At 39.2% G+C, this 25,553-nt stretch carries 26 protein-coding genes and 2 tRNA genes; 15 read left to right on the forward strand and 13 right to left on the reverse strand.

What is annotated here, in order from left to right; translation table 11 throughout:
• Positions 1 to 21: 21 nt before the first annotated feature.
• The 3 genes from glyS to glyQ all read right to left on the reverse strand — a co-directional run bounded on the left by glyS (position 22) and on the right by glyQ (position 3,269).
• Positions 22 to 2,100, reverse strand: coding sequence for a glycine--tRNA ligase subunit beta (gene glyS / locus L3D27_RS00735; RefSeq protein ID WP_432481287.1), 2,079 nt, complete (start codon positions 2,098 to 2,100; stop codon positions 22 to 24).
• 73 nt (positions 2,101 to 2,173) lie between these two features.
• The gene (locus L3D27_RS00740; RefSeq protein WP_284673806.1) at positions 2,174 to 2,317 is read right to left on the reverse strand and encodes a hypothetical protein; all 144 of its coding nucleotides are present in this window, start codon (positions 2,315 to 2,317) and stop codon (positions 2,174 to 2,176) included.
• Positions 2,318 to 2,336: 19 nt separating this feature from the next.
• Entirely contained in the window at positions 2,337 to 3,269 is a 933-nt protein-coding gene (glyQ, locus tag L3D27_RS00745; RefSeq protein WP_284673807.1) for a glycine--tRNA ligase subunit alpha, read from the reverse strand.
• A gap of 269 nt (positions 3,270 to 3,538) precedes the next feature.
• On the opposite strand from glyQ, the gene L3D27_RS00750 reads away from it, so the two are divergent.
• Positions 3,539 to 3,826: a hypothetical protein gene (locus L3D27_RS00750; RefSeq protein ID WP_432481288.1), complete on the forward strand. Its 288-nt coding sequence runs from the start codon at positions 3,539 to 3,541 to the stop codon at positions 3,824 to 3,826.
• 217 nt (positions 3,827 to 4,043) lie between these two features.
• Positions 4,044 to 4,409 carry a hypothetical protein gene (locus L3D27_RS00755; RefSeq protein WP_432481289.1) on the forward strand — a complete coding sequence of 122 codons (366 nt, stop codon included), beginning with the start codon at positions 4,044 to 4,046 and terminating at the stop codon, positions 4,407 to 4,409.
• Between the two features lie 68 nt (positions 4,410 to 4,477).
• On the opposite strand, the gene L3D27_RS00760 is transcribed toward L3D27_RS00755, so the two are convergent.
• Complete coding sequence (locus L3D27_RS00760) at positions 4,478 to 4,735, reverse strand: PspC domain-containing protein (protein WP_284673810.1); 258 nt, start codon at positions 4,733 to 4,735, stop codon at positions 4,478 to 4,480.
• Positions 4,736 to 4,876: 141 nt separating this feature from the next.
• Between L3D27_RS00760 and nadR the strand changes: the two genes are divergently transcribed.
• Positions 4,877 to 5,773, forward strand: a complete 897-nt coding sequence (nadR, locus tag L3D27_RS00765) for a multifunctional transcriptional regulator/nicotinamide-nucleotide adenylyltransferase/ribosylnicotinamide kinase NadR (RefSeq protein WP_432481290.1) — start codon at positions 4,877 to 4,879, stop codon at positions 5,771 to 5,773.
• Positions 5,774 to 5,782: 9 nt separating this feature from the next.
• Entirely contained in the window at positions 5,783 to 6,514 is a 732-nt protein-coding gene (pnuC, locus tag L3D27_RS00770) for a nicotinamide riboside transporter PnuC (RefSeq protein ID WP_432481291.1), read from the forward strand.
• 82 nt (positions 6,515 to 6,596) lie between these two features.
• Here pnuC and pgsA read toward each other — a convergent pair whose 3' ends face one another.
• Positions 6,597 to 7,244, reverse strand: a complete 648-nt coding sequence (pgsA, locus tag L3D27_RS00775) for a CDP-diacylglycerol--glycerol-3-phosphate 3-phosphatidyltransferase (RefSeq protein WP_432481292.1) — start codon at positions 7,242 to 7,244, stop codon at positions 6,597 to 6,599.
• Between the two features lie 307 nt (positions 7,245 to 7,551).
• On the opposite strand from pgsA, the gene L3D27_RS00780 reads away from it, so the two are divergent.
• A tRNA-Gly gene (locus L3D27_RS00780) sits at positions 7,552 to 7,627 on the forward strand.
• A 20-nt stretch (positions 7,628 to 7,647) separates the two neighbouring features.
• Positions 7,648 to 7,723 (forward strand) — tRNA-Gly (locus tag L3D27_RS00785).
• Positions 7,724 to 7,937: 214 nt separating this feature from the next.
• Here the strand turns inward: L3D27_RS00785 and L3D27_RS00790 are convergent.
• Positions 7,938 to 8,153: a helix-turn-helix domain-containing protein gene (locus L3D27_RS00790; RefSeq protein ID WP_046699028.1), complete on the reverse strand. Its 216-nt coding sequence runs from the start codon at positions 8,151 to 8,153 to the stop codon at positions 7,938 to 7,940.
• 123 nt (positions 8,154 to 8,276) lie between these two features.
• Between L3D27_RS00790 and L3D27_RS00795 the strand changes: the two genes are divergently transcribed.
• Positions 8,277 to 8,492, forward strand: a complete 216-nt coding sequence (locus L3D27_RS00795; RefSeq protein ID WP_284673814.1) for a hypothetical protein — start codon at positions 8,277 to 8,279, stop codon at positions 8,490 to 8,492.
• 11 nt (positions 8,493 to 8,503) lie between these two features.
• Positions 8,504 to 9,763 (forward strand): Arm DNA-binding domain-containing protein, encoded by a 1,260-nt coding sequence (locus L3D27_RS00800; RefSeq protein WP_432481293.1) that lies wholly within the window; start codon positions 8,504 to 8,506, stop codon positions 9,761 to 9,763.
• Between the two features lie 505 nt (positions 9,764 to 10,268).
• On the opposite strand, the gene L3D27_RS00805 is transcribed toward L3D27_RS00800, so the two are convergent.
• The 3 genes from L3D27_RS00805 to L3D27_RS00815 form a co-directional block, all read right to left on the reverse strand.
• Positions 10,269 to 12,398 (reverse strand): SNF2-related protein, encoded by a 2,130-nt coding sequence (locus L3D27_RS00805; RefSeq protein ID WP_432481294.1) that lies wholly within the window; start codon positions 12,396 to 12,398, stop codon positions 10,269 to 10,271.
• Entirely contained in the window at positions 12,398 to 13,417 is a 1,020-nt protein-coding gene (locus L3D27_RS00810) for a hypothetical protein (protein WP_432481296.1), read from the reverse strand. The genes L3D27_RS00805 and L3D27_RS00810 overlap by 1 nt, the downstream gene beginning before the upstream one ends.
• Positions 13,418 to 13,479: 62 nt before the next feature.
• Positions 13,480 to 13,794, reverse strand: a complete 315-nt coding sequence (locus tag L3D27_RS00815; RefSeq protein WP_373628027.1) for a hypothetical protein — start codon at positions 13,792 to 13,794, stop codon at positions 13,480 to 13,482.
• 438 nt (positions 13,795 to 14,232) lie between these two features.
• On the opposite strand from L3D27_RS00815, the gene L3D27_RS00820 reads away from it, so the two are divergent.
• Both L3D27_RS00820 and L3D27_RS00825 read left to right on the forward strand, forming a co-directional pair.
• The gene (locus tag L3D27_RS00820; protein WP_432481297.1) at positions 14,233 to 15,957 is read left to right on the forward strand and encodes an ATP-dependent nuclease; all 1,725 of its coding nucleotides are present in this window, start codon (positions 14,233 to 14,235) and stop codon (positions 15,955 to 15,957) included.
• Positions 15,950 to 17,281, forward strand: coding sequence for a UvrD-helicase domain-containing protein (locus L3D27_RS00825; protein ID WP_432481298.1), 1,332 nt, complete (start codon positions 15,950 to 15,952; stop codon positions 17,279 to 17,281). The genes L3D27_RS00820 and L3D27_RS00825 overlap by 8 nt, the downstream gene beginning before the upstream one ends.
• 104 nt (positions 17,282 to 17,385) lie before the next feature.
• Here L3D27_RS00825 and L3D27_RS00830 read toward each other — a convergent pair whose 3' ends face one another.
• The 4 genes from L3D27_RS00830 to L3D27_RS00845 all read right to left on the reverse strand — a co-directional run bounded on the left by L3D27_RS00830 (position 17,386) and on the right by L3D27_RS00845 (position 20,065).
• Positions 17,386 to 17,835 carry a DUF4113 domain-containing protein gene (locus L3D27_RS00830; RefSeq protein ID WP_432481299.1) on the reverse strand — a complete coding sequence of 150 codons (450 nt, stop codon included), beginning with the start codon at positions 17,833 to 17,835 and terminating at the stop codon, positions 17,386 to 17,388.
• Positions 17,836 to 17,996: 161 nt separating this feature from the next.
• On the reverse strand, positions 17,997 to 18,653 hold the full coding sequence (locus L3D27_RS00835; protein WP_432481300.1) for a hypothetical protein: 657 nt from the start codon (positions 18,651 to 18,653) through the stop codon (positions 17,997 to 17,999).
• Positions 18,616 to 19,074 (reverse strand): LexA family protein, encoded by a 459-nt coding sequence (locus tag L3D27_RS00840; RefSeq protein WP_432481301.1) that lies wholly within the window; start codon positions 19,072 to 19,074, stop codon positions 18,616 to 18,618. Before L3D27_RS00840 ends, L3D27_RS00835 begins: the two co-directional genes overlap by 38 nt.
• A gap of 61 nt (positions 19,075 to 19,135) precedes the next feature.
• A complete protein-coding gene (locus L3D27_RS00845; protein WP_284673824.1) occupies positions 19,136 to 20,065 on the reverse strand; it encodes a LysR family transcriptional regulator in 930 nt (309 codons plus the stop codon).
• A gap of 335 nt (positions 20,066 to 20,400) precedes the next feature.
• Between L3D27_RS00845 and L3D27_RS00850 the strand changes: the two genes are divergently transcribed.
• The 5 genes from L3D27_RS00850 (at position 20,401) to L3D27_RS00870 (ending at position 25,547) form a co-directional block, all read left to right on the forward strand.
• Positions 20,401 to 21,744 (forward strand): MFS transporter, encoded by a 1,344-nt coding sequence (locus L3D27_RS00850; protein ID WP_432481302.1) that lies wholly within the window; start codon positions 20,401 to 20,403, stop codon positions 21,742 to 21,744.
• 206 nt (positions 21,745 to 21,950) lie between these two features.
• Positions 21,951 to 23,063, forward strand: coding sequence for a muconate/chloromuconate family cycloisomerase (locus L3D27_RS00855; RefSeq protein ID WP_432481303.1), 1,113 nt, complete (start codon positions 21,951 to 21,953; stop codon positions 23,061 to 23,063).
• A 38-nt stretch (positions 23,064 to 23,101) separates the two neighbouring features.
• The gene (gene catC, locus L3D27_RS00860) at positions 23,102 to 23,392 is read left to right on the forward strand and encodes a muconolactone Delta-isomerase (protein ID WP_432481304.1); all 291 of its coding nucleotides are present in this window, start codon (positions 23,102 to 23,104) and stop codon (positions 23,390 to 23,392) included.
• A gap of 100 nt (positions 23,393 to 23,492) precedes the next feature.
• On the forward strand, positions 23,493 to 24,416 hold the full coding sequence (gene catA, locus L3D27_RS00865; protein WP_432481305.1) for a catechol 1,2-dioxygenase: 924 nt from the start codon (positions 23,493 to 23,495) through the stop codon (positions 24,414 to 24,416).
• 87 nt (positions 24,417 to 24,503) lie between these two features.
• Positions 24,504 to 25,547, forward strand: coding sequence for an MBL fold metallo-hydrolase (locus tag L3D27_RS00870; RefSeq protein ID WP_432481306.1), 1,044 nt, complete (start codon positions 24,504 to 24,506; stop codon positions 25,545 to 25,547).
• Positions 25,548 to 25,553 lie beyond the last annotated feature (6 nt).

Below are 25,553 nucleotides of genomic sequence, written 5' to 3' on the forward strand. Positions count from 1 at the left end.
TTTTTTATGTGGTGAGTGTTATTAGACGGCAAGCTCACCCACATCCGCCACACTCAAAAACAGTTCACGCACTTGCTTTAACAAGGCAAGGCGGTTGTTTTTTAGTGCCGTATCATCAGCATTGACCATCACCGTATCAAAAAATTCAGTGAGTGGCACATCAAGACTCACCAAAGTTTTTAAAATACCTTGGTAATCAGCCTTGCCTAATAGGGGTTGGCACGCATTTTGGGCATTGGTAAGGGCGATAAACAATGTCTTTTCGGCAGGTTCGCATAGTAAACTGTCGTCAATATCCGCCTTAATCTCACCATCAGCTTTTGCCAAAATATTGCCCACTCGCTTGTTATTTTGTGCCAAAGTTTTGGCAGACGGCTCGTTCTTAAAGTTCTCTACCGCCCAAATGCGTTCATCAAAATCAAGGGGTATATGCGGATTAATCGCCTGCACCGCCAAAATCGTATCCACCGTTACGCCTTTGTCTTCGTACATTGGACGATAGCGAGCTTGGATAAACTCCATGACATCGGTCAGGGTTTTTGTTGCATTATCTAATTTGCCATCATAACCCAAAATTGTTTGTTCAATTAATTTGGTCAAATTCAGCGGTAATTTCTTTTCAATCAAAATTCTAAGCACGCCGATGCTAGCACGGCGAAGACTAAACGGATCTTTTGAGCCTGTTGGTGCTTGATTGATGCCAAAAATCCCCACCAATGTATCTAAGCGGTCGGCAAGTGCTAAGCATAAACCAATGCTGGTTTTTGGTAGCTCATCGCCTGCAAACTTAGGCAGGTACTGCTCGCCAATCGCATCTGCCACATCGCTAGGCTCACCACTAATGCGGGCGTAATAAGTGCCTGCAATGCCTTGTAATTCTGGAAATTCGCCAACGAGTGTGCTTGCCAAATCGCATTTTGACAAAAGAGCTGCACGAGTAGCATTATCCACATTAGCACCGATTTGTGTGGCGATAAAGGCAGATAGCTTGGCAATGCGTTCGCACTTTTCCCAAATTGTGCCAAGTTTTTCTTGAAAGACACGAGTTTTTAGGTTGTCGGATAATGCAAATAGGGGTTGCTTTTGGTCTTGCAAAAAGAAAAACTCAGCATCTGATAAGCGTGGTCGGACGACTTTTTCATTGCCCAAAATTACCGCAGATTTATCTTTGCTGTCAATATTACTAATAAAGATAAAATAAGGCTGTAATTTACCATCTTTGGTTAGGCAAAAATATTTTTGGTCAGCTTGCATGGTGCTAATCAAAGCCTCTTGCGGTACTGCCAAGAATCGCTCTGGGAAAGTCGCTCGTAATGCCACAGGGTAATCCACAAGGGCGGTTACTTCATCCAATAGGTCGCTAGGCACGATGGCATCCGCCCCCACTTCATCGGCAAGGCGGGCAACTTGCTTGCTAATCTTGTCTTGGCGTTTGGCAAAATCAGCGATGACATAGCCAGCTTCAAGTACGCTTTCGTATTCATCAGCACGAGCAATCTCCACAAAATCAGGAGCATGAAAGCGGTGTCCGCAGGTTTTGTTGTCTGTTTTTAACCCTTGAATGGTGGCGTCAATCACCACATCATCACGCATCAGCACCACCCATTTGACAGGTCGTACAAACTCGTGCTTATCAGCACCGCTTCGCATCCGCTTGGCAATCGGTAAATCATCTAAGGCTTTTTGGATAAGGCGTGGTAATAACTCATCTATTCTTTCGCCTTTGACTGTCAGCTCGTAGCCGATGTATTCGCCTTTTTTGTCAGATAAGGTGATTAAATCATCCTTGCTAAGGTTTAGACCATTTGCATTAAGCCCTTGTAAAAAGCCTTGACCTGCTTTTGTTAGCTCGCCTGTCTCATCAAAAGCGGATTTGAGTGCCGGTCCTTTTTTGATTTCGGTTTTGTCAGGAGTAACCTCCCCTATATTAAAAATCTGCACCGCCAAACGGCGTGGACTAGCATAACTTTTGATGCCATCAAAGGCAATTTGAGTATCTGCAAGCGATTTTTCAAGGCTTGCTTTCAAGGCGGCTTCTAGGTTTTTTAGGGATTTTGGCGGTAATTCTTCACAGCCAAGTTCAAATAAGATTGTGTTCATTGTTTGACCTTTTTTACTTATATCTGACAAATTGGGTTTATTGTGATTTATTTGCTAAGCGTTTTTCTAAAATTTACAAAAATTTATCAACGCTTAGTTGTTCTTTTCTAACAGACGGCATAGGTCTTGGCTTGGCATTTTGTAAGTCATGCAAAAACTGTTCAATCGCTTGTTCATCACGCACAATAAATTGTTTGTCAAAGGATGCGGTACTCATCGTTTTTCCTTTTACATACTCATTCGTTATTTTCCGTTGGCAACCACTTCTCCAATGCTTCCTTTCTATGCTCTTCATCGGCAAGTGGAAAGCCCAATTTGGCACGAGCTATCGTGTAGCTTTCTGCTACTTTACGAGCCAGTGTGCGTACTCTTAGAATAAATCTTTGGCGTTCGGTAACCGATATTGCCCCACGAGCGTCAAGCAGGTTAAAACTGTGGCTTGCCTTTAACACCATCTCATAGGCAGGCAGTGGTAAGTTGACACCCACCAAGCGGTCAGCTTCTTTTTCATAAAAATCAAACAGTTCAAACAATTTATCCACATCGGCATATTCAAAGTTATAAGTGGACTGCTCTACTTCATTTTGATGAAAAACATCGCCATAAGTAACCTTGCCAAATTCACCGTCTGTCCATACCAAATCATAGACGCTATCTACGCCTTGAATGTACATGGCAAGGCGTTCAAGTCCATAGGTAATCTCGCCTGTTACAGGAAAGCACTCAATGCCACCCACCTGTTGAAAATAGGTAAACTGGGTAACTTCCATGCCATTTAGCCACACTTCCCAGCCTAGCCCCCATGCTCCTAAAGTTGGTGATTCCCAGTTGTCTTCTACAAAACGCACATCGTGAGTAAGGGTGTCAATCCCCAAAGCCTTTAACGAACCTAAATACAGCTCTTGAATATTGGCAGGATTGGGTTTTAGAATGACTTGAAACTGATAGTAATGTTGTAGGCGGTTGGGATTTTCGCCATAACGACCATCGGTGGGGCGGCGAGAAGGCTGAACATAGGCAGCGTTCCATTTTTCGGGAGTTAATGCACGCAAAAAGGTGGCGGTGTGAAAAGTCCCTGCACCCATTTCCATATCATAAGGCTGTAAGATTACACAGCCTTTTTCTGCCCAGTAGTTTTGAAGAGTTAGAATGATTTGTTGGAAAGTCATGATAAATAGTACCCAATAATTGGTAAAAAATAATTTGATTAAAAAACTTATTACTGTACACAAAAGCGGTAAAATTAGCAACCGCTTTTTGGTAAATGAGGCTGTTTGGATGATGCTGAAAATTTCTAAAAATTTGATTGATTTTTTTATTGGTAGGTATTATTATTGAACAGACAAATGGATTTTTTAGGTGCTGCAAATACAACCTTGTTTGCTTAGCAAACTAAAATTTGCTGTTATAAGCTAATGTTTTTATCAAAGGATGAAGTATGAAAAAAACATTAAGTTTAGTTTCAATCGCTCTATTTGGTATGTTGTTTTATAATACATCTTATGCGGACTCTTCTGTCTTGAGCGATAATTCAAGTACTACCATCTCATCTTTGACAATCCCATTTGCATCAGATAACATACCATTGGGTATTGGTGGCGTTCAAAATATTGGAGGTTATAACGACCGATTTTTCGGTGAGGGTAATGATGCGTTTGCAAAGGAAAGATTGAGTGGGGCAGTCGGTTATCAAGAACCCACCAAGCTGCTGGTATTGGACAGCTAATAAGGCATTTTGGTAGGGGTTATGAAATTGTAGATACTACCTATGGAGTTGGCAAGCATTTTGTTGAGCGACAAAAAGAAAGATGGGATGAGCAAAAAGAAGAAAGAAAGATTAGAGACAGTGAGCAACAATATAAGGAATGGCGTAGAGAATGTCGGACAGGATGCCAAATTCCGCCCAGAGTAGAATATATGGAAAACGGTCTATTTAGATAGCCATGAAACGCCATCAACTTAATGTCAAGATAAGCAATGCAGGAGGAATGATTGTGAGCAATCTACTACTAAACCCACCCAAGCATCAGTGCCATGAATGTCAAAGCCAATGTGATTACCATCTAAGCATTGGTAAATACGCCATTTTTAGCTGTCCAACTTGCGAATCTAAATTTTCAATTTGGCGAAGTTTTGCTTACTTTGCAGGTGTGTCGCTGTTGGTAAGGCTGATTTTAAGAATGCTGGGGATTACAAGCATTTCTGATACTTTTCTTGTTGCCTTGTTCGCTATTGGTATGGCGGTTTTGGTGGCATTTAGTGCTTTTGGCAATCATATTTGGACGCTGAAAATTAAAAGACTCGAATAGTTTTGGGAATGATATTATCAATAAAAAAGTTGCCTTATGATAGGGCAACTTTTTTATTTGATCAAGCATCAATAAGGCTGATGCTCTATGGCGTAGGAGCTGGCAGTCGCTTCGGGCATGACCAGCCACATCAATAGATAGGTAAGTGTCGCCATTGGCAAAGTAACACCTGCACTAAAAATGATGATTGCCCAAAATAAAAGCCGAATATGGGTAGGCTTCCAACCTAGATACTCTGCCAATCCACCCAGCACTCCAGCGAGCAGGCGGTTCTTTTTTGAGCGATGCAGACGATGTAAACGATGCGATTTAATCAATTGTGCCATAAAAACCTTATTTATTTTGTTAAATTAGAGAATTGTCTGTATAATACAATGCGGTTAATCCATACACTTTACAAGCCGATTTGGGGTATATTCGCCTATTGTTACAAAAGTCATACCCAACTTCACCAATGACATTATATTATGACAGCACATGGACTTCTTATTGGGCGATTTGCCCCATTGACCCAATCTCATCTACAATTCATCAATGACTTAGCAGGCAAGGTTGATGCCTTACACATCGTTGCTTTAGCTCCCAATCACGCCACCGTTACCGCTCAAGACACCGCCCGCTGGCTACAAGTATCCTATCAGGGTTTGGGTTTTATTCACATTCACACACTAGCAAGTCTGAATTTGACCAATGCTGATACAGATGCCATTTGTCAAGTGTTAAACCTTGACCGTCCTCAGCTCTTTGATAATATCACCCCAACTACGATCCACTTTGAGACGCTTGCCCCTGCTTGTCGTTATTTTTATAGCACCAAAATCGCCATTGTCGGTGGAGAAAGCTCTGGCAAAACCACGCTGATTGGCAAATTAGCAGGGCATTTTGGGGCAGATGTTGTGCCAGAGATGGGGCGACTTTATGCAGGTACGCATCTTGGTGGAACAGAAGTGGGTTTGCAATACAGTGATTATACTGCCATCGCAACCAATCATGCCACTGCTATTTATCAGTCCTGCCAAAGTGCTTTGACGCTTATTGATACCGATTTTATTACCACGCAGGTTTTTTGTGAGGTTTATGAAAACAAAACCCATCCTGTCGTTAATGCCTTTATTGATGAGTTTTATGATGACAACAACCCTTTTCAAATAACCCATACTATTTATTTGGATAATAATGTCAAATGGGTTGCTGATGGCATGAGGCGACTTGGTAATCAACGAAGTGTTTTTGCCCAAAGGTTGTTGGATGAATACGCCACTTATGACAGACCTTTATATGTCATTGATAGCGATGATTACCATCAAAGATATTTAAAAACGGCAGAAATCATCAATGATATTTTAAAAAACAAAACTTATTAAGGGTAATAGATGCGTATTCAATTTTTAGATAATTTATTGGACAAATGGGCGACAGCTTGGATAGTTGGTTGGTTCGTCTGTGGTGTGTGTGCATTGTTCGCAGGCTTTTGGCTAACGACAGAGCGAACTACTTTGGATTGGTTTTATCTTGGCGTATCTGTTGTTGGACTACTTTGCGTGGTGGGTTTATCATTTCGCAAAAATTTCGTGGGCAATGGCTTTGGTATGCTTGCCACAGCAGGAGAGGTTGTGGTGCAGGGTACAGCAGGGGCGGTTGGTCTGATGCTTGCTCCTATTTTTAACTTTTTTACGCACACTTACGGTATGATTAACTGGTGTGCATACACCAATGATGATGGTGAGATGTTGCCAAAGTCTTCTAATAAATACATTTGGAGTATCACGGCGGTATTTATCGCTGCAGGCTTGATGTTATTTCCGATTATCAATGAGTGGCTTGTTGCCCAAGGCTATGGCATCGTTGAAGATGATGGCAGTAGGTTTTTGGGTGTGATCAGTTTCTTTTGGATAAATGTGGCTGCTTTTGTGTTGTCCATCACAGCACAAGTGGCGATGATTTTGCGATATTCATTTAACTGGTGGCTGTGGATTTTGGTGAATTTTGTGTGGCTGATTGTCAATATCATGTCGGGTAATATTATTTTTGCCATTCAGACAGTGATTTATCAGATTAACGCCATTGTTGGTCTATACGGTTGGCAGCGTAGTGAGTACGACTAAGTTATTGTGATGGGCAACTAAAATAAAGAACCCATCAAATAGCAGATGGGTTTTTGATATTTTTGGGCTTGAGTTGGTAGTATCAGGGCTGTTTGAGATAGGGCCATGCCGCCTTTAAATAGATCATCATTGACCATAAGGTTAGCACGACTGCAATCACCATAAGTACATAACCAATGAGTTCTAGGCTTTGCCAATTTAGGAGTAGTACTGAGATGGCTATCATTTGGAATGTGGTTTTTAGTTTACCTACATAAGACACAGCGACACTTGTTCTTGCTCCAAGCTCTGCCATCCATTCACGCAGTGCAGATACTGCAATCTCACGAGAGATGATGACAATCGCACAAGTTGCCATAACGATGTTGGCGTGCCATTGCACCAAGGTAACAAGGGCGGCTGCCACCATGAGTTTGTCTGCCACGGGGTCCAAAAACCGACCAAATGCTGAGGTAATATTCATCTTGCGTGCCAAATAGCCATCAAGCCAATCGGTAATCGCTGCCAAAATAAAAACGAAGGTCAATAAAAAATGACGAAGCATGCTGTCGCTATATTCTAGCATACCAAGCCGTGCGATGGCGTTATTGGTGATGGCAGGTACACCGATACCCAGTGCAGGTGGCCAATAAGCAATGGCAATGAATAGCGGAATCATGACAATGCGGGCGATGGTGAGATTGTTTGGCAGGTTAAAAATAGTGTCTTTAGACTGGCGATGGTCGGTCATGGACTTCTCTTTACTAGACTGGCTATGCGGTTGTTTTTGGTGGCTTATGATACCTTAATTTCTGCCATTTTTGGCGAATTATTTGTATATTTTGGTGAAATTGGTATTTTTTTGGACTGCCATCAGTAAGATGGGGTCGTCTTATTGATGGTATTTTTCAACTGCCAGATAAACAATTAAGCAATCGCCATAATATTTTTGAAAAATTTAAATATTTTTAAAAAAATATATTGACAACAAAATAAAAATCTATATAATACGCACCCATACAATGATTGTTAGATTTAATAGTTTGTTAAACTAAATTGCGGGAATAGCTCAGTTGGTAGAGCACAACCTTGCCAAGGTTGGGGTCGCGAGTTCGAATCTCGTTTCCCGCTCCAAATTGCAACACTTAACTCATGCGGGAATAGCTCAGTTGGTAGAGCACAACCTTGCCAAGGTTGGGGTCGCGAGTTCGAATCTCGTTTCCCGCTCCAAATTCTAAAAAGCCTAAATCGAAAGATTTAGGCTTTTTTATTGTTTAAACTCAATGGGTTATAATAAAAATTTATTTATAAAAAATTACTCAGGGAAAGAGAGGCGATTCGTGCTTAGAGCTTTGCGTGACCAAAACGTGACCATCGTGAAAATTTCATATTTTTTAAAAAGCCTGAATTGACACCAACCCTCATTTTTCATTTCGCCTATTTTTTATTCATTTTCATCATCTTTTTCATAGATAATGATGTCTCCCGGTGTGCAGTCTAACAACTTGCAAAGCTCATTCAGAGATTCAAAATCTATACGAGTCACTTCGTTGTTGTACATTCTATACAATGTAGATCGTCCTAATTTTGACATTCGATCTGCATCGGCTACTCGTATGCCTTTTTGGGCAAATAAAACTGGTAAATTAAGCTTAATCATCAAAAAAAATCCCATAAATGATAAAAAAATACTTGCAAATGATAATTTTATAAGATAAAATATGATCATTAGTGATAATAAAGATATTACTAATGAAAACTTTATCTTAAATGGAGAGTCATTATGACACAAACCTACCTCACAACTCAAGAGCTTTCCCATCGCATCAAGTATGATGAGAGAACCATTCGCAACCAATTAAAAGACAGTGTTTTGCTTGAAGGTGTGCATTACATATGTCCCTTTGGTGGTCGTAAAATCCTGTACATCTGGGAGCGAATCGAAAAAGACATGGCGGAGTATTTTAATCAATCTTCACTTTGTATGGCATTACAGTAATAGGAGGCATTATGGCCAGTATAAGAGAACGCTACGGGTTTCTTGTTGTGGACTTTCGTTACATGAACACCCGCTGCCGAGAAAAAACCAATCTAACCGACACACCTGCCAATCGAAAGAAGCTTGCAAAGATTCTAGAGAGAATGGAGGCTGAAATATTACTTGGTAGTTTTTGCTATGAGCGGTATTTCCCAAAAAGCGACAAGGTTGACTATTTTGAAGATCTGGGTGAAAGACGACAAAACTTACAAAGTGGCGTACCACTCTTTGGAGAGTTTGTTTGGCAATGGTTTAATGAAAGGTGTATTGAATGGCGGGCAACTTATCAAGAAAAGCTTAGAATCATCATCAATAAGTATTTAATACCTGTCTTTGATAAGCGTGCCATATCAAGAATAGATAGAGCGGATGTGTTGGTGTTTCGTGCTTCTCTCGCCAAAGTGACCCACAAAACGACCAAACACACCCTGTCAGCTACCAGAATTAACTCAATCATGGCAACTTTGTACATGATACTAAAAGAAGCGTCAAAACGCTACAACTTTAATGATCCTACTGTTGACATCAGACAGCTTAAGGTTGAAAAAAGTGACATCACGCCACTAAGTATTGATGAAGTATGGCGTTTTATTGGTGCTGTCAGAGCTGACTTTAAAAACTACTACATCGTCCGATTCTTTACAGGAATGCGAACCAGTGAAATTGATGGATTGACATGGGAGCATGTAGACTTTGAGAAGCGTCAAATCAAAATCAGACAGGCGCTGGTCAATGGTGTGATGGGTCCTCCTAAGACCACCGAATCCTCTCGTGAGATTGACATGGCTCCATTTGTGTATGAGGCACTCTTGGCACAAAAGAAAGTGACCTTTGATAAGTCTGAATTTGTGTTTTGCACCCGTGATGGTGAACCACTCAGCTATCGCAATGTAAATCGCAGGGTCTGGCATCCTACTTTAGGGTTTTTAAGACTAAAAGCAAGAAGCACCTATCAGACACGTCATACAGCAGCCACGCTATGGCTTGCAGCAGGAGAGGCACCAGAGTGGATAGCTAAGCAGATGGGTCATGTTAATACCATGATGCTCTTTAAAGTCTACAGTCGCTACATACCTAATGCCACAAGACAAGATGGCAGTGCCTTTCATGCGCTGTTGATGCAAAGCAAACATGGTAAAGATGCGTTTTATTTGGCAAATTTACCCAAGCCAGATACCAACGATTTAACATGGGATAATCACGAATTTGTGCTAATTCCTCCAAATTTCTAGCTTGATTTTTATCGCGTTTGATCTGTTTGATTTTCTCATCAATATCGGCAATCTCTTGTTCGCTTGCCTTTATTTTATCTTCCGCCCATTTATCCAGCCTTTGGCTTTCTTGACTTAATAACACACGCTGGCTTTCGCTGTGGCGTGCGGTGAGTGCAGAGATGGCTTGTTTGGCATTGTCAGCCAAATGGCTGGGCATTGTAGAAATGCTTTCGCCCATTGTTGCTGAAACACTCAATAATTTGCGACAAAAATCATCATCAAGCCATTCATTATGAGTATTTTGAGCGGTAAAAACAATTTCTTCATGTGTTTGTTTTTCGCCATAAAACCCCACTTTATCCACCCAAAGCCAACCTGATTGCCCTTGATGTTGCTCAATAATGGACAGCTTACTGTGATGATTACCATAATCAAATATCAAAGAAGCAATTGGCGTATCGGTATTTTGACACACTTGCAAACAATATTCGCCCAATGGGTGATTTAAGCGATAATCATAGCCTTACTGCCCATTTTTGGCTTGCAAAATATAAGTACCAGCCTGAAAATCTTGTGGCGGCCTATGTAAATAAAATTTACGATTTTGTGTATCAAAATTGGCATTATCATTTAAAGCAAATAGCGTTGCCCACCAAAAATAACGACTGGTTTTGTCAAGCAGACTTTGGCTTTGTGATAATTGTAATTTGAGTTTTTCTTGCACATCTTCATCAAAATAATCCAAAATTTGACTGTTAGCTCGTTCTAAATTGGCTTGAATTTGGCTTTCTAACTCTTTTTGCAATTCATCAAAAGCGGTTTTGATTTCATCTGAAGTACGGCAATTTTCATAAATTTGATGAATGCGTTTTTCAAAATCCATACCATTTTCTATACGCCCCAATATTTCATCGGATACACCAAAGACGCCATCAAATAATTTGAATTTTTCATCTAATAATTGCAAAATGCGTTGGTCGGCTTCATTTCTTTGATTTAAAAAATTGATGACCACCACATCAAATAATTGCCCATAACGATGACACCGTCCAATTCTTTGTTCCACCCTTTGTGGATTCCACGGCAAATCATAGTTAATTAGTAAAGAACAAAATTGTAAATTTACGCCTTCGGAAGCTGATTCTGTGGCAATCATAATTTGGGCGGTATTTTCAAATTCATCAATTAAAGCACTTCTAACATCTACTGCTTTTGAACCTGTGATTTTATGTTCATTGTTTGGATTGTTTTTCCATTGTTGGTAAATTCGCTGACTATTTTTGTCATTATTGCTGCCTGAAAAACAAACAATTTTATTGTCATAACCATTATGACTCAAAAACTCAAATAAAAAGGCTTGTGTACGCACACTTTCGGTAAAAATAATGGCTTTTTGTTTTGCACCCAATTCACGCATTTTATCAAAACCTGTTTTTAAAGCGTTTAATAAGGATTGGGCTTTACTGTCATTTTTTAATGCACTGGTTGCCTTGATAAAAGATTGAATTTGAGCAATTTCTTGATTTAAAAGAGAAACATCAGTTTCATCAAAAACATCTTGATTGTCATCATCATTTTCCCATTCATCAAATTCTTGAGTAAAATCTCCTTCAATTTTATCTAATTGTGATAATAAATCTTTTTGCGGTAATTGATTTTTAATTGCCAGCAGTCTATCTAAAATCACTTGCAAAGTATCGGCAATGGCATAAGGGCTAGATGCCAAAAGTTTTCTTAAAATCAAGCCAATCAAATGGCGTTGGCGTTTTGGTAGAGCAATGCTGTGTTCTTTACGAATAAAATCAGAAATGGCTTCATAAAGCTGTTGTTCATCGTCATTGGGATAAAAGTTTTGGGTAATGGTGTGGCGTTTGGTATAGCGAATGTATTCACTCACATCTTTTCTTAAAGTGCGTTTGACAACTGTTTTTAGGCGTGTTTTTAATTCAGCATTGTTTTGCCCACCCACAAACTCACGGCGAAAGCCTTTTTCATCGCCAAATAATTCATCGTCCAATAAAGTGGATAAACCATATAATTCCATTAAACTGTTTTGTAGCGGTGTGGCGGTGAGTAATAATTTCTTACGCCCATTAAATGCCGTTTTTAAGGTTTGCCCCATTTTACTGCTAGAACGATGGGCATTTCTTAATTTATGAGCTTCGTCAATAATCACACAATCAAAATAATGCCCTGCCAAAGTATCGGCAAATTTACTGGCATATTGATAAGAAACAATGACAATTTCTTTGCCCACTTTATCAGACAAGAATTGAAAAACATCATTGCCAAACGATTTTAATATCGGCTTATCCAAAATAATGCTGGGCAAACCAAATTTATTTGCCAATTCATTTTGCCATTGTTTTCTTAATACAGCAGGGCAAACGACCAACAATCGCCGTTTGCGTTCTGCCCATAATTGACACAGCACCAAGCCTGCTTCAATGGTTTTGCCCAAGCCCACTTCGTCCGCCAATAAAACGCCTCTGTCCAACGGATTGTGCAGGGCAAAAATGGCGGCATCAATCTGATGTGGATTTAAATCCACTTTGGCATTAAACAAACCTTGGCTAATGCGTTCTACACCAGTATCAGATTGACATAAAATGGCATTGGCAAAATATTTGGCTTGGTGTGGCGTAATGTTCATTATGTTTCCCAAGTAACTGTATTCAAATAACTATCGTCCAAAATGGCATTGAATAAATGCTGTAAATAATCTATGCCATTGATATTTTCCATAAACAAAATATGTTTATCAGCAAAGTCTTGATAAGTTTTACCAAAATGATTTAATGCTCCTGTTTCTGCTGTATCGGTGCTTGGGGTAATGGATAAAATAAAACTATTTAAAGTCAATTTATCCAAATTTAGGCTGCCTGAAAATTTCTTTAATTCATCAAACAACATAAATTTAGGGTCATCAAATGACAACTGGCGTATGCCTTTGGGGTCAATAAAGCTAAGCCATTGTTCATTGCTGTTTTTATCCACCAGCCACAATAAAAAATCAGGATAAAAATCGCCTGCCAGTGCAAATCCCAAGCCTTTGGCTTTATTAGACGCATTACGAAGCAGATACAGCTCTTTATCGCCTATCCACTGTTGTAATTTGCCTGTATCGTGTGCATTTTGCAAATCGGTAACAAACATTTTTTCGCTTTTTTCTTGCATTAACAAAGGCTTTAATGAAAATGGCACATTGTCTTTATCGGCAAGACTGATGATTGGATAAAACAAATGCCTATCAAAACAAATGGCGTGTACATTACCGTCCTTACCGTCCTTCTCAAAGCCCATTACTTTTGCCAAATCTCCACTTTCTACCCAATTTTTTAATTCATTAAGTTTGGTTTGGTAATTTGGCACACCATCATCTTCATTGGGGTGTATTTCAAACACATAATTTTCCAATAAGGCTTTATGATGATTGCCAATTTCTTGCATTTGATAAAATTGCCCTTCATATGCCCCTTTGAGTTTTTTATAAAAGACTTCCACATAAATCAACAGCAAATCCAAAAGGATTTTCTCTTGTTTTTGAATGTCGGCAAAACTTTGTATTTGTAATTCACTTTGGGGAATGTACAATTTATACCAGTCGGTTTTTTTGGCAAAAGTTTTTAATCTGTCTTTATCTAATTTTAAATTATTAAACGATTGCCACATTTTGTGGTTTAACAATGCCAAATAGAGTTTATCCCAATTCACAAAATCAAAAATAAACGCATTTAAATGCCCTTTTGTTTTTGGTTTTCGGTGATTTTTAGGGCATTATCACGGCTGGTAATCGCCTGGATTTTGGGATACAAATCCAAAACCGCCACAGGCATTTTGATATTGGCGTATTTTTGGGGAATTTCAAATAGCGTTACCGTTTCACGGCGTTTAAAACTTTTTTCACGATTGCCTTTATAGGCTTCGTCCAATTGCAAAGTTTTTAGGGCAATATCTTTGGGCAAATTGGGCTTGGTATCAAAAGAGATGGTAATCACTTCGCTGGTATCTATGCCTTCATAGGATAAATAATCACGGAAAGTCTGCATATAAATCGCCCAAAAAAGGTGAGCAAATGGCGATACACGGCGTTTTGAATGTCGCTGTTTTCTTTGAGTTTTTTATTGGCGACTTGGGGAAGTGTGTGGTTGAGATAGTGCTCAATTTGCTCGTTTCGGCTGTTTAAAATGCGGTAAATGCCAAAGTCCAAATCGGCACGGTCAATTTGAAAGATTTCGGATAATTTTTGGGTGAGTTCGGTTAAGGCAGATATGGCGGTTCCTGTGTTTAGAGTAGTGGTATTTTATTATACTATATAATGCCATATCTGTGAGATGCTATTCACTTATAGATTTTTCTGAGAACTTCAGCCCTGATCATGAAAGCCCTATTGTCGATGTTGTGCTATTTTTATTCTGTGGTAAAAAAGTAAAATGATAGAATTGAAGATTGGCACACATTGATTTGTGGTAGATTAAAGGTGATGTATGAAGCTCAAAAAATTAAAAATTAAGAATTTTAGGAATTTTGATAATTGTGAAATTGAATTGTCAAATAAAAACCTAATTTTTGGCATGAATGATGTTGGTAAAAGCAATTTAATTTATGCTTTGCGCTTACTATTTGATCGCCGCACGAGAAATAGTCAAATTTTTGATACAGATTTCCATGCCTGTACTACATTTAAGCCTATAGAAATATCTTGTTATTTGGACATATCAGAAGAAAATGAATTTAATGATATTATTATTGCTAAGGCTGAAAATGCGAGTGTGGACGATAATCAATATTTTATTATCAAATTGTCTATTGAGTTAGAAGATAATAAATTTATTAGCAATTTGTACTGGGGTTCTGAGAATGAAAATTTATTAGCAATTCCCATGTGCGGATTAAATCGTACCGTGCTAGATGATATCTTTTATTGCGTATTTATTCCATCGCAAAATGACATGACATCTAAATTTAAAGAATTTAAAAAAGAATTGTTAGGCAGCCATGAGAAACATGTCGATGACAAAGATATTGAGCAAACAATACGAAATTTAAATAATTCAATCAATGCTGAGATATCAAAGCTGTCTACAGTAAAAACTATGGAATCAGATTTAAATGAACAGCTTGAAGTATTTGATAAAAATTATCAAATAAAGATATCACCAAATCATACTTTCGGTGATTTTCATAATAATTTAGATATTTATATGTTTGATGCAAAGCATGCAGAAGATGGGGTTGAAGCAAAAATATATCCCACATCAGGCGATGGAAGAGTCAGGAAGGTAATGTATTCTCTTATAAGTTATCTGCTTAATAAGGGCCAAGCTGCCGATGGCAAGATTCCAATTTTATTAATAGAAGAGCCTGAAAATCATCTTTTTATTTCATCACAGATTGAGTTATCCAAAACTATTTTTAATAAAGAATTCAGCCCTTATTTATTTTTGGTCACTCATTCACCACAATTATTTTTTAAAATTAGTGATGAGGCTAATTTAATTCGTTTGTTTAAGCAAAAACAAAAGATAGCAATTCATTCAGAAATTGCCAATATAGGAGCTCAATACAACAGCCTTAAAAATATTTTAATGGAAAACTTAGCACAATGTTTATTTGTTAATAGAGTTTTATTGGTTGAGGGATCATCTGAGAAATTACTTTTTGAATGGGTATTAGATACATTAGGGTGCGATAGAACAGATATTATTGTGCAAAGTATTGCGGGCATCTATTTTGATAAGTATATTCAAATATTAAAAGGATTAGGTATTAAGATTATTATTAAAACAGATAATGATATTACTAAAGTTTCACGAAAAGATGAATTAACCGCATTAGGATTTAATCGTTGCATTGATTTATTCAATTTACTCTGTGATTGCGAAGAAAAAGAAAAGTTAGACAATATTGCCTTGGGACCTGATGCATCAGAATCTACCATTTTAGAAGCAAAAGAAGATTTTAGAAACAAAATTTTAAGCAATAAAAATTGTTTTGATGAGTTTTCTCGCTTAGGAATATATCTATCAAAAATTGATTTGGAGCATGATTTGGCAACATGCCTTGATAAAGACGATAAATTTGTTAAAGATTTGCAGGAGTCAAAATGGATAAATATGTGGGAATTTACCAAAAATGCCACACATGCTGAAGCCAAGAAAATTTTTTATCATGAGAACTTTAAATGCTTAAAGGATTTGGTTGATGAATAATTTTAATCTAACAGATGAGCAAAAAGATATCGTTGAGCCAGAACAATTTTCATCAGCCATGATTATTGCTAATGTGGGTTCGGGAAAAACCAATGCATTGGTTAGAAGAGCAATCAATCAGACCAAAGGAATTAAACCTTGGAAAAATATTGCAATTATTAGTTTTACTAACAAAAGTGCTGATGATATTTTGAAAAAAGTAAAAGAATTAAATGGAAGTCAAATTATTGCTATGACATTTCATTCGTTCTTGTTGCATCATGTTTTAGCGTTTAATGAATCTTTTAGAAGCCAAAAAATCTTATTTGATTTTAATCCAGATAATAGCTCAAGTAGTTTAAAAGAGTGGTTAAGTAAGGTTATTGATAGAAAAATTATGACATCTAATGGTGGAAAGTCAAAAAATGATTACTTATTTGAATACGCAATCAAATGCCTTGAACAAAATAAATATATCAGAAGATACTTAAAAATAAAATTTGAAGCAATATACATTGATGAGGCACAAGATAATAATTTCTTGCAATATAAAATTGTAGAGTTATTTTTATCTTATGGTATACAAGTTGTTTTGGTTGGGGACCCACAACAAGCCATTTATGGATTTAGAGGGGCTGATTCGCAAAAATTTAAAAGCATGGCAAACAATCCATATTTCAAAGACCAAGTTTATCAATTAAGCAGAAATTTTCGTTGCCATTCTTTAATTGATAGTTGTGCAAAAAGCTATGCTATCCCACAAGCAAATAGTATATCTTGTGAGGATGGAACTTCATACGGAGTATTTGCTGATATATCCGCTGAAAAACTTGTTGAGAAATTTAGTGAAGAAAAATTTAATAATGAAGGATTGTGTTTTTTATTTTGGAGTACAGGAAAAAGTCGAGCCATTATCAAGGAGCTTGATTTAGCTTTAGTAAAAATTCCTGATTTTATTGAAAGCCAACAAGACTCGCAGTATCAAAATTATTTAGATTCATTATTTAAATTGTATTTCTCAAAATCAATAGAAGAAGTATACTTTAAGGAGAAGTTCTTATCCCATATTCATACAAGAATAGCTAGAAAATTAATACAAGACTTTAAAAACGATCTATGTATTGATACACTAAAATCATTAAATGATCATGTTGGAATAATAAATCCCAGTCATTTTTCAGAAATTATAGATTGCATCAACCTTGATACTACAAAACAGTTTTATCAGTTGGATAAAACACAGAATATTGCAATGACCATACATTCTACCAAGGGGTTGGAGTTTAGAAATGTTGTTTTGCAGGAAAATGATTTTGGGGGAGAAATGCCGAAATGTTTTATGTAGCGTGTACTAGGGCTGAAAAACGCTTGTTTTTTGTATAAAAATATATCTTAATAAAGAGTTGTCCGGCTCTGAAAAATAGTTAAGCTAGAACGCAATAAAGAGACTTATCTAACCACAAGCAGCCCATTAATATCCGTTGTAAAGCAAGGACTTAAATGATCTCTTCTCATCTGCCAGTCTTTGTTTAATAATCCTGTGCCAAGGGTGATGCTGTTCTTTCCAAAGCGTGTCATCACCCCATCCCAAGCTGTTATTAATCTATCATCGTCAGATGCTTCATCAAACAGCAATGACTGCTCAAAAGGTCCTTGGCTTAATCCACCAAGCATAATGCCGCACTTTTTATAACGATATTGAGGTTTGTATATCTGCTTTAATAATTCTTGAGCTGCTTGATGAAGGCGTATCACATCATCACTGGCATGAGGCAATCCGATGGTTTTTAACCCACTGTACTGCTCATCTTGTCTAAATCTGTCTGTATGGATAAACACACTGATGGTATGAGCTTTTACTGTGCTCTTTTCTAAGTGCTTGCACACCGCTTTTAACATGATGCGTCACTGCTGACTGTAAAGCTTGTAAATCACCAACCAACTTACCAAAACTTCGACTGCGCACAATATGACGTCTGCTTTGTGCTTCTTCTAATGCCAAGCAGGATAAGCCTTTCATCTCTAAATGTATCTTTGCCACAGTGATGTTAAAGTGATGTCTAATAAAGCTTTCGTCTGCTTGTACAAAATCCCAAGCTGAATGGATGTTCATTGCTGCCAATTCCCCAGATTTCACCCACAGGCTCGCTTTTTAAAGCGCGCTGCTGCACATCAAAAGACCAATCAGTCCACACCACAACCTCGCCAAAGTGCTTAGAGTATTTTTTAGCAAGGTGATTGCAGAATTTGGCCAATGTCTTGGTCGGGGCAATGCTAACACAGGTGGGTATGCCCACCCACTGCATGACACGCTGTTTAATCTGTCTGCCCAGCCCTTGTAAGTCTTTGATGCCGCTTAATTGCGCAAAGCATTCATCAATCGAATAAATCTCAACAGCAGGCACCATACCCTCAATGGTTTTCACCATGCGATTAGACATGTCGCCATACATTTCATAATTGCTGCTAAAAGCAAACAATGAGCCTTGAGACACCAGATGCTTAACCTGAAAGTAAGGCACGCCTATCTTAATGCCCAAAGCTTTGGCTTGTGCGGTGCGTGATACCACACAACCATCGTTATTGGATAAAACAACAACCGCTTTGTCTTTTAAGGCAGGTCTAAATACTTGCTCACAAGAATAATAAAAACTGTTACCATCAATCAAGGCATACATTCTAGCGACCCCATGCGCCCCGTGTTTTTTTAATGACATGAGACACCACGCCCACAATGGACCATTCATCACCATCACTGGGTATGAAGTTAGGATAATCGCCACTGTTGTTCTCAGAATGTAGCTCAAAGCCATGTGCACCTTTTACCAAGCGTTTAATGGTAAACTCATTGTTCACATTTGCCAGCACAATGTCATTATGCTCTGCCATGGGCGATCGATCAACAATAAGCAGATCATCTAAATCAATGCCTGTATCTAGCATGGACAAACCACCACAGCGAATCATGATGGTTGCAGGTGGGTTAGTCACCAAAAGCTCATTTAAGTCAATCTCATTGGATAAATACCCTTCAGCAGGACTGGGGAAGCCTGCAGCAACTTTCTTTTGATACAAAGGGATGTCTAATTTGCTTGGTGTGTTTGATAAATAAAGCACATCATCAGGCAATCTGCCCATGTACTTTGATGGCTTAAGGTGATAAGAGGCTCTTTTGGTAGCCAATTATCATGGAAGGATTCTAAGGGTTGGGTGGGCAGTTTAAAGTTATTTGTTTATTAATTCCGATTTGTTGGTAGATTATTTCAATAGTTTTTAGTAATAACTGAATGAATTCACCATCATCCCCATTTCGGAAAGACAAAAATATAGGGCTGACTGCACCGGCATCTAGTATGGGTAGATATTTTAGGTTTGCCATTGAGATGGCTTTACTGTTTTGTGGCACAATGGATATACCTTCGCCAGATGCGACCATCCCAAGTGCGAGTTGGATGTTGGAAATATAACGAATGCCTTTTGGACTAAGACCGTGTTCAGCAAAAACATTTTTAATGTAGTTTGCGAAGGTGTGGTCGCCAACATTTGGATAGCACCAAAGCACTTCATCAGTGACATCACTCAAATATACCCCGTCAAAACCGATAAAACGTGGTTCGCATTCATTGACTGCTAGCACCAAGGATTCATCTCTGAGCAAAATTCTTGCGATGGAAGGATCGCTAAATTTTAACCGACCAAAACCTACATCAATTTTTCCCGATTTGAGCGCCTCGATTTGTTCTAAAGTGCCCATTTCAACGAGTTCGATATTGATGTTGGGCAGCAGTTTTCTGAATTCAAAAATAACTTGTGGTAATAACCCTAAAAGCAGCGAGCCGACAAAACCTACCTTTAAGGTTTTATCGGCTTGTCCAACTCTTCTTGTCATGGAAACCATCTGCTCCATATTGCCCAAAATTCTTTTGGCATATTGATAAAAAAATTGCCCTGCTTCAGTTGTCTTAATAGGTCGGCTACCGCGTTCTAATAGTGGCAAGCCTAACTCATCTTCTAGATTTTGGATTTGTCGACTTAGCGGTGGTTGAGCGATGAATAGTCGTTCGGAGGCCTTAGTAAAACTTTGCTCTTCTACAACAGCAACAAAGTATTTAAGATGACGAATATCCATGTCTTAATTCCATAATTTTGTATTTATATCTATAGGATATCAAAAATATTATATTTTTAAAGTATTTTTTTATAGGAGGCTCATCTTAAACTTATTGAAAAAAATAAAAAAATTAATAATTTCAATTAATTACATAATATATTTATTTTTTCTTGTTTAAACAAGTATGGTTTTATACCAAAATAGTCTAAATCCATATTTATTTGATTTTGCAATTTGTTTAAAAATCAAATAAATTTGCACCTACAGCTAGTCAAAATTTGACAAAATTTAGCTAGTTGAATTGTAAAGAGATTTTTTGAAAATTTTACCATATTTTTAACTAAGGAGTGGTTATGAGTGAACAGGTTCTCCAAACAGTAGCCAATAAACCCGAGCGGGTGAGTATTGATGATTTTATTGACCATGCTAAATTTACACCATTTCATTGGAAGGTGTTGTTGTGGTGTTTACTTATTATTATTTTTGATGGATATGATTTGGCTATTTACGGGGTGGCACTACCCTTGTTGATGGAGCAATGGAGTTTGACATCGGTGGAAGCTGGATGGCTTGCCAGTTCTGCATTGTTTGGTATGATGTTTGGAGCGATTGGCTTTGGGACATTATCCGATAAGCTGGGGCGCAAAAAAACGATTATGCTGTGCATTTTGCTTTTTGCAGGGTTTACTTTTTTGGGTGCATTTGCTGAGACTCCCGTACAGTTTGCTGTATTGCGTTTCATTGCTGGGCTAGGGATTGGTGGTGTTATGCCTAATGTGGTTGCGCTGACAACCGAGTTTGCTCCAAAGCGCATGAAAAGTACGCTAGTGGCGGTGATGTTTAGTGGTTATGCCATTGGAGGCATGGCATCAGCTTTGCTTGGTAAGGCTCTTGTGCCAGTGCATGGTTGGCAGATTGTGTTTATGCTGGCCGGTATTCCTGTGCTTTTATTGCCAATCATTTGGGCGATGTTGCCAGAATCGTTATTTTATCTAAAACGCAAGGGGCGTGATGCAGAGGCTAAAAAGATCATTGCTAAAATAGACCCTGCGTACGCTAATAAAGATTATGAGATTGAACCGATTGTTGTAACTTCAGAGGATTCTGCTCCTTTAAAAGCTTTGTTTCAGCAGGGCAGAACGGTCAGCACCATCATGTTTTGGGTTGCTTTCTTTATGTGCCTGTTAATGGTTTATGCACTTGCGAGCTGGTTGCCTAAGCTGATGATTGGTGCAGGGTATTCATTGGGGGCGAGTATGCTGTTTTTGTTTGCTTTGAATATCGGTGGTATGATTGGCGCGATTGGCGGTGGTGTTCTTGCTGACCGTTTTCATATCAAGCCTGTATTGGTATCGATGTTTGCGCTAGGTGCGGCCTCACTTATTCTGTTGGGGTTCAATAGTCCAGCTCCTGTATTATATACACTTATTGCCATTGCTGGTGCAGCGACCATTGGTTCTCAAATTTTACTTTATACTTTTGTTTCGCAATACTATCCATCTGCGGTACGTTCGACAGGCATGGGATTTGCCTCTGGTGTAGGAAGGATTGGAGCAATCGTTGGTCCTGTGCTTACAGGTGCTTTGCTTGGCTTGCAGCTTGCTCATCAAATGAACTTTATGGCAATTGCAATTCCTGGTCTAATTGCAGCAGTGGCGATATTCTTGGTGGACATCAAAAATTCTAGCACTAAGTAAGACTTGGATGCTAAAAAAACCGCTTTTAAAGCGGTTTTTTGTTGGTGAAAAATTGAGTGTTTATACTCAATAACTATACTTATAAAGTATAAAAAAATGCAAAAATGATATTTGTTTTTTTATTTATATTCTTTTAGAGTATAAAAATGCCCATCCCAAGTAAGGAAGGCAATATAAATTGAGTTAAAAAAATAATCGGGAATACTGTGTATCAATTAGAAACGTTCATCTTGGACATACCAACCATTCGTCCACATAAGATGTCAGTGGCAACCATGCAAAAGCAAACCCTTGTGTTAGTGAAGATAACCTCTGCTGAAGGGATTGTGGGTTGGGGTGAGGCGACAACCATTGGTGGTTTGTCCTATGGCGAAGAAAGTCCTGAGAGTATCAAAACCAATCTGGACATGTATTTCGCTCCCTCATTAACCAGTATCAGCGGCGAGATGAACATTGCTCAAATTACGCAGATGCTTAATAAAAACATCATTGGCAATCGCTTTGCCAAATGCGCGGTACAAACAGCATTGTTTGATATTTGGGGTAAAAAATTAGGTTTACCTGTCAGTGAGCTATTAGGTGGTCGGATGCGTGATAGCTTACCTGTGCTGTGGGTGCTTGCCTCAGGCGACACTGACAAGGATATTGCTGAAGCCAAGCAGATGATTGATAGTGGTCGGCATAATATTTTTAAGCTAAAAATTGGTTCAAAAGCGGTAGAAGAAGATGTGGCACATGCTGTCGCTATCAAAAAAGCACTTGGGCGGGATGTAAGTATCCGTGTGGATGTTAATCGTGCGTGGAGTAAAATGCAATGCATTAAGGGTATACAAGCATTGCAAGATGGTGGCATTGATTTAATTGAACAACCCTGTGCTATTTTTGATACCGAACTTTTAAAATATCTAACCGACCGTTTTGATGTGGCGATTATGGCAGACGAAGCAGTTATGGCACCACAAAACGCCTACACACTTGCCAAAAATCGCTGTGCTGATGTGTTTGCTGTCAAGATAGAGCAAGCGGGCGGACTTGTTGAGGCATGTGACATTGGCAAGATTGCCACTTTTGCAGGGATTGATTTGTACGGTGGCACCATGCTAGAAGGGGCGGTGGGGACGATTGCATCCGCTCATGTATTTAGCACCTTTGAGAGTTTAGCTTATGGTACAGAGCTGTTTGCACCGTTGCTTTTGACCGAAGAAATTCTAAAAACTCCTCTGGCTTATGAGAATTTTGAATTAAAAGTACCAAAGGGTGCAGGGCTTGGCATTGAGCCTGATGAAGAAAAAATCTCGGCATTAACAAGACATTCATAAGTTTTAAGTGTATTAAAACACAAACATAAGGAGACGTTATGCTTTATCATGTCAAAATGGACGTCAACATCCCAGTTGACTTTGACAAACAAAAAGCCGATGAGATTAAGGTGGTTGAAAAAGCCTACTCGCAGGAGCTTCAAAGACAAGGTAAATGGCGACATTTATGGCGAATCTCTGGCCAATACTCCAATATCAGTATTTTTGATGTGGAGAGTAATGAGGAGTTGCACACCATATTGCAGGGATTACCGCTTTATCCCTTTATGAATATTGAGGTTATGCCCTTAAATCGCCATCCTTCATCGATTCATGATGATGACAGCTGATTTTTAATTTACAAAAGTGGCTATGCACTCTCATAGCAATTAACCCAACCGTAGCCAGCCATTTGGAGATGCCAGCTACACCATGACAAGGAGAAGAAGTATGAACCGTCAAGAAATTGATGCTTTGGTTAAAAAAATGAATGTGGACACCGCTACAGGTGAAGTGGACGCTCGTGTGCAAGAGATTGTGGTTCGTCTTTTGGGTGATTTGTTTGAAGCCATTGTGGATTTGAACATCACCCAAACTGAGCTTTGGAAAGGCATGGAGTACCTTTCTGATTTGGGCCAGGCCAACGAAGTAGGATTGCTTGTACCTGGTCTTGGTTTAGAGCACTTCATGGACTTGCTTGAAGACGAAAAAGACCGTCAAGCTGGCGTAGAACAAGGCGGTACACCTCGTACCATTGAAGGCCCACTGTATGTGGCGGGAGCTCCTGAGAGCGTGGGCTTTGCCCGCATGGACGATGGCTCTGAATCTGACAAGATTGACACGCTCATCATTGAGGGTGTGGTGACTGATGTGGATGGCAACATCGTACCAAATGCCAAAGTGGAAATGTGGCACGCTAACGGTCAGGGCAACTATTCATTCTTTGATAAATCACAATCTGATTTCAACCTTCGCCGTACCATTTATACCGATGAAAACGGTCGCTATCGTGCCCAAACTACTATGCCAGTTGGTTATGGTTGTCCACCGAATGGACCAACGCAAGCCCTGCTTGACAAGCTAGGTCGTCATGGTCAGCGTCCATCGCATGTTCACTACTTCATCACGGCTGACGGCTTCCGTAAGCTCACCACTCAGTTTAACATCGAAGGCGACAAATACCTCTGGGACGACTTTGCGTTCGGTACTCGTGAAGGCTTAGTGGCGGTGGCGACCGACAAATCAAGTGTACAGGATTTGGCAAAATATGGACTTGATAAGCCATTTAAGCACATCACCTTTGATTTTAAACTAACCAAAGACACCCAAACCGCCCCAACTACCGAAGTGGACAGAAGACGAGCTCAGGGCTGATCGTTGTTATCGGTAGATTGTATCTTAGCAATAGGGTTAAGATACAATCCCCATAATCCACAACATAACCTACAAAAGGAGTGGTAAATGAGTTATCAAGTTACAAAAGGATTGTCTGTTTTGGCGGTGTCGGCATTGTCCCTAAGTCTGATGGCGTGTTCGACAACATCGGTTTCGTCCCAATCGGCTGTTCAGGCAAATCCTGAATACCTACACGCACCAAGCACCCACCCAGCACGCCTTGCCCCAAAAGAAGGTGAAATGAGAGTAACCTTATTGGGTACAGGTAGCCCAGTGCCGAGCGTTCATCGCTATGGACCTGCAACTTTGGTACAAGCTGGTGGTCTTAATATTTTGATTGATGCAGGGCGTGGCAATGCGGTGCGTTTGACCCAAGCGGGTGTACCACTTGGCAAAATTGATGCGGTATTTTTTACCCATTATCACTCTGACCATACCAATGGTTTGGGCGATTTGTGGATGACGGGTTATATTCCTGCGTTTGGTGGTCGCAGTAGCGGTGCATTAAATGTTTATGGTCCGACTGGGGCAAAAGCATTGGTTGAAGGCTTAAAAATCGCCCATGCTGATGACATTAAAGTGCGTGTTGCTGATGGCGAACTAAAAGCGGAAACGACGGGGCTTGTTGCTCATGAATTTGAGGGTGAGGGCGTCGTGTTTAACCAAAATGGTGTGGTGATTACCGCCTTTGATGTGCCACATGATACCAAAGGAGCGATTAAGCCAAACTTGGGCTATCGTGTGGATTATGCAGGGCGTTCGGTGCTCATTAGTGGCGATACCATTCCCTCGCCAAATGTCATCAAATACGGCAAAGGTGTAGATTTGCTCATTCACGAAGTGGCTGAATTTAAAGACACCAATGCCCTACCGCAAGTCTATGCTCATCATACCAACCCACGCCAAGCAGGCGAGATTTTTAGCCAAACCAAGCCAAAAATGGCGGTTTATACCCATGTTGTCAATGGCGTATCGGCAAAAATCATCGGTATTCCTGACGAAGAATTGATTGAGCGTACTCGTGCCAATTATCAAGGAGCGTTAAAGGTTGGACGGGATTTGATGAGTTTTTCGCTCAACGCAAATGGCGTTGAGGTGTATGAACCTTAATTGTTA

It is taken from the genome of Moraxella sp. ZY200743 (assembly GCF_050885545.1).
In the GTDB taxonomy this organism is placed as follows: Bacteria; Pseudomonadota; Gammaproteobacteria; order Pseudomonadales; family Moraxellaceae; genus Moraxella; species Moraxella haemolytica.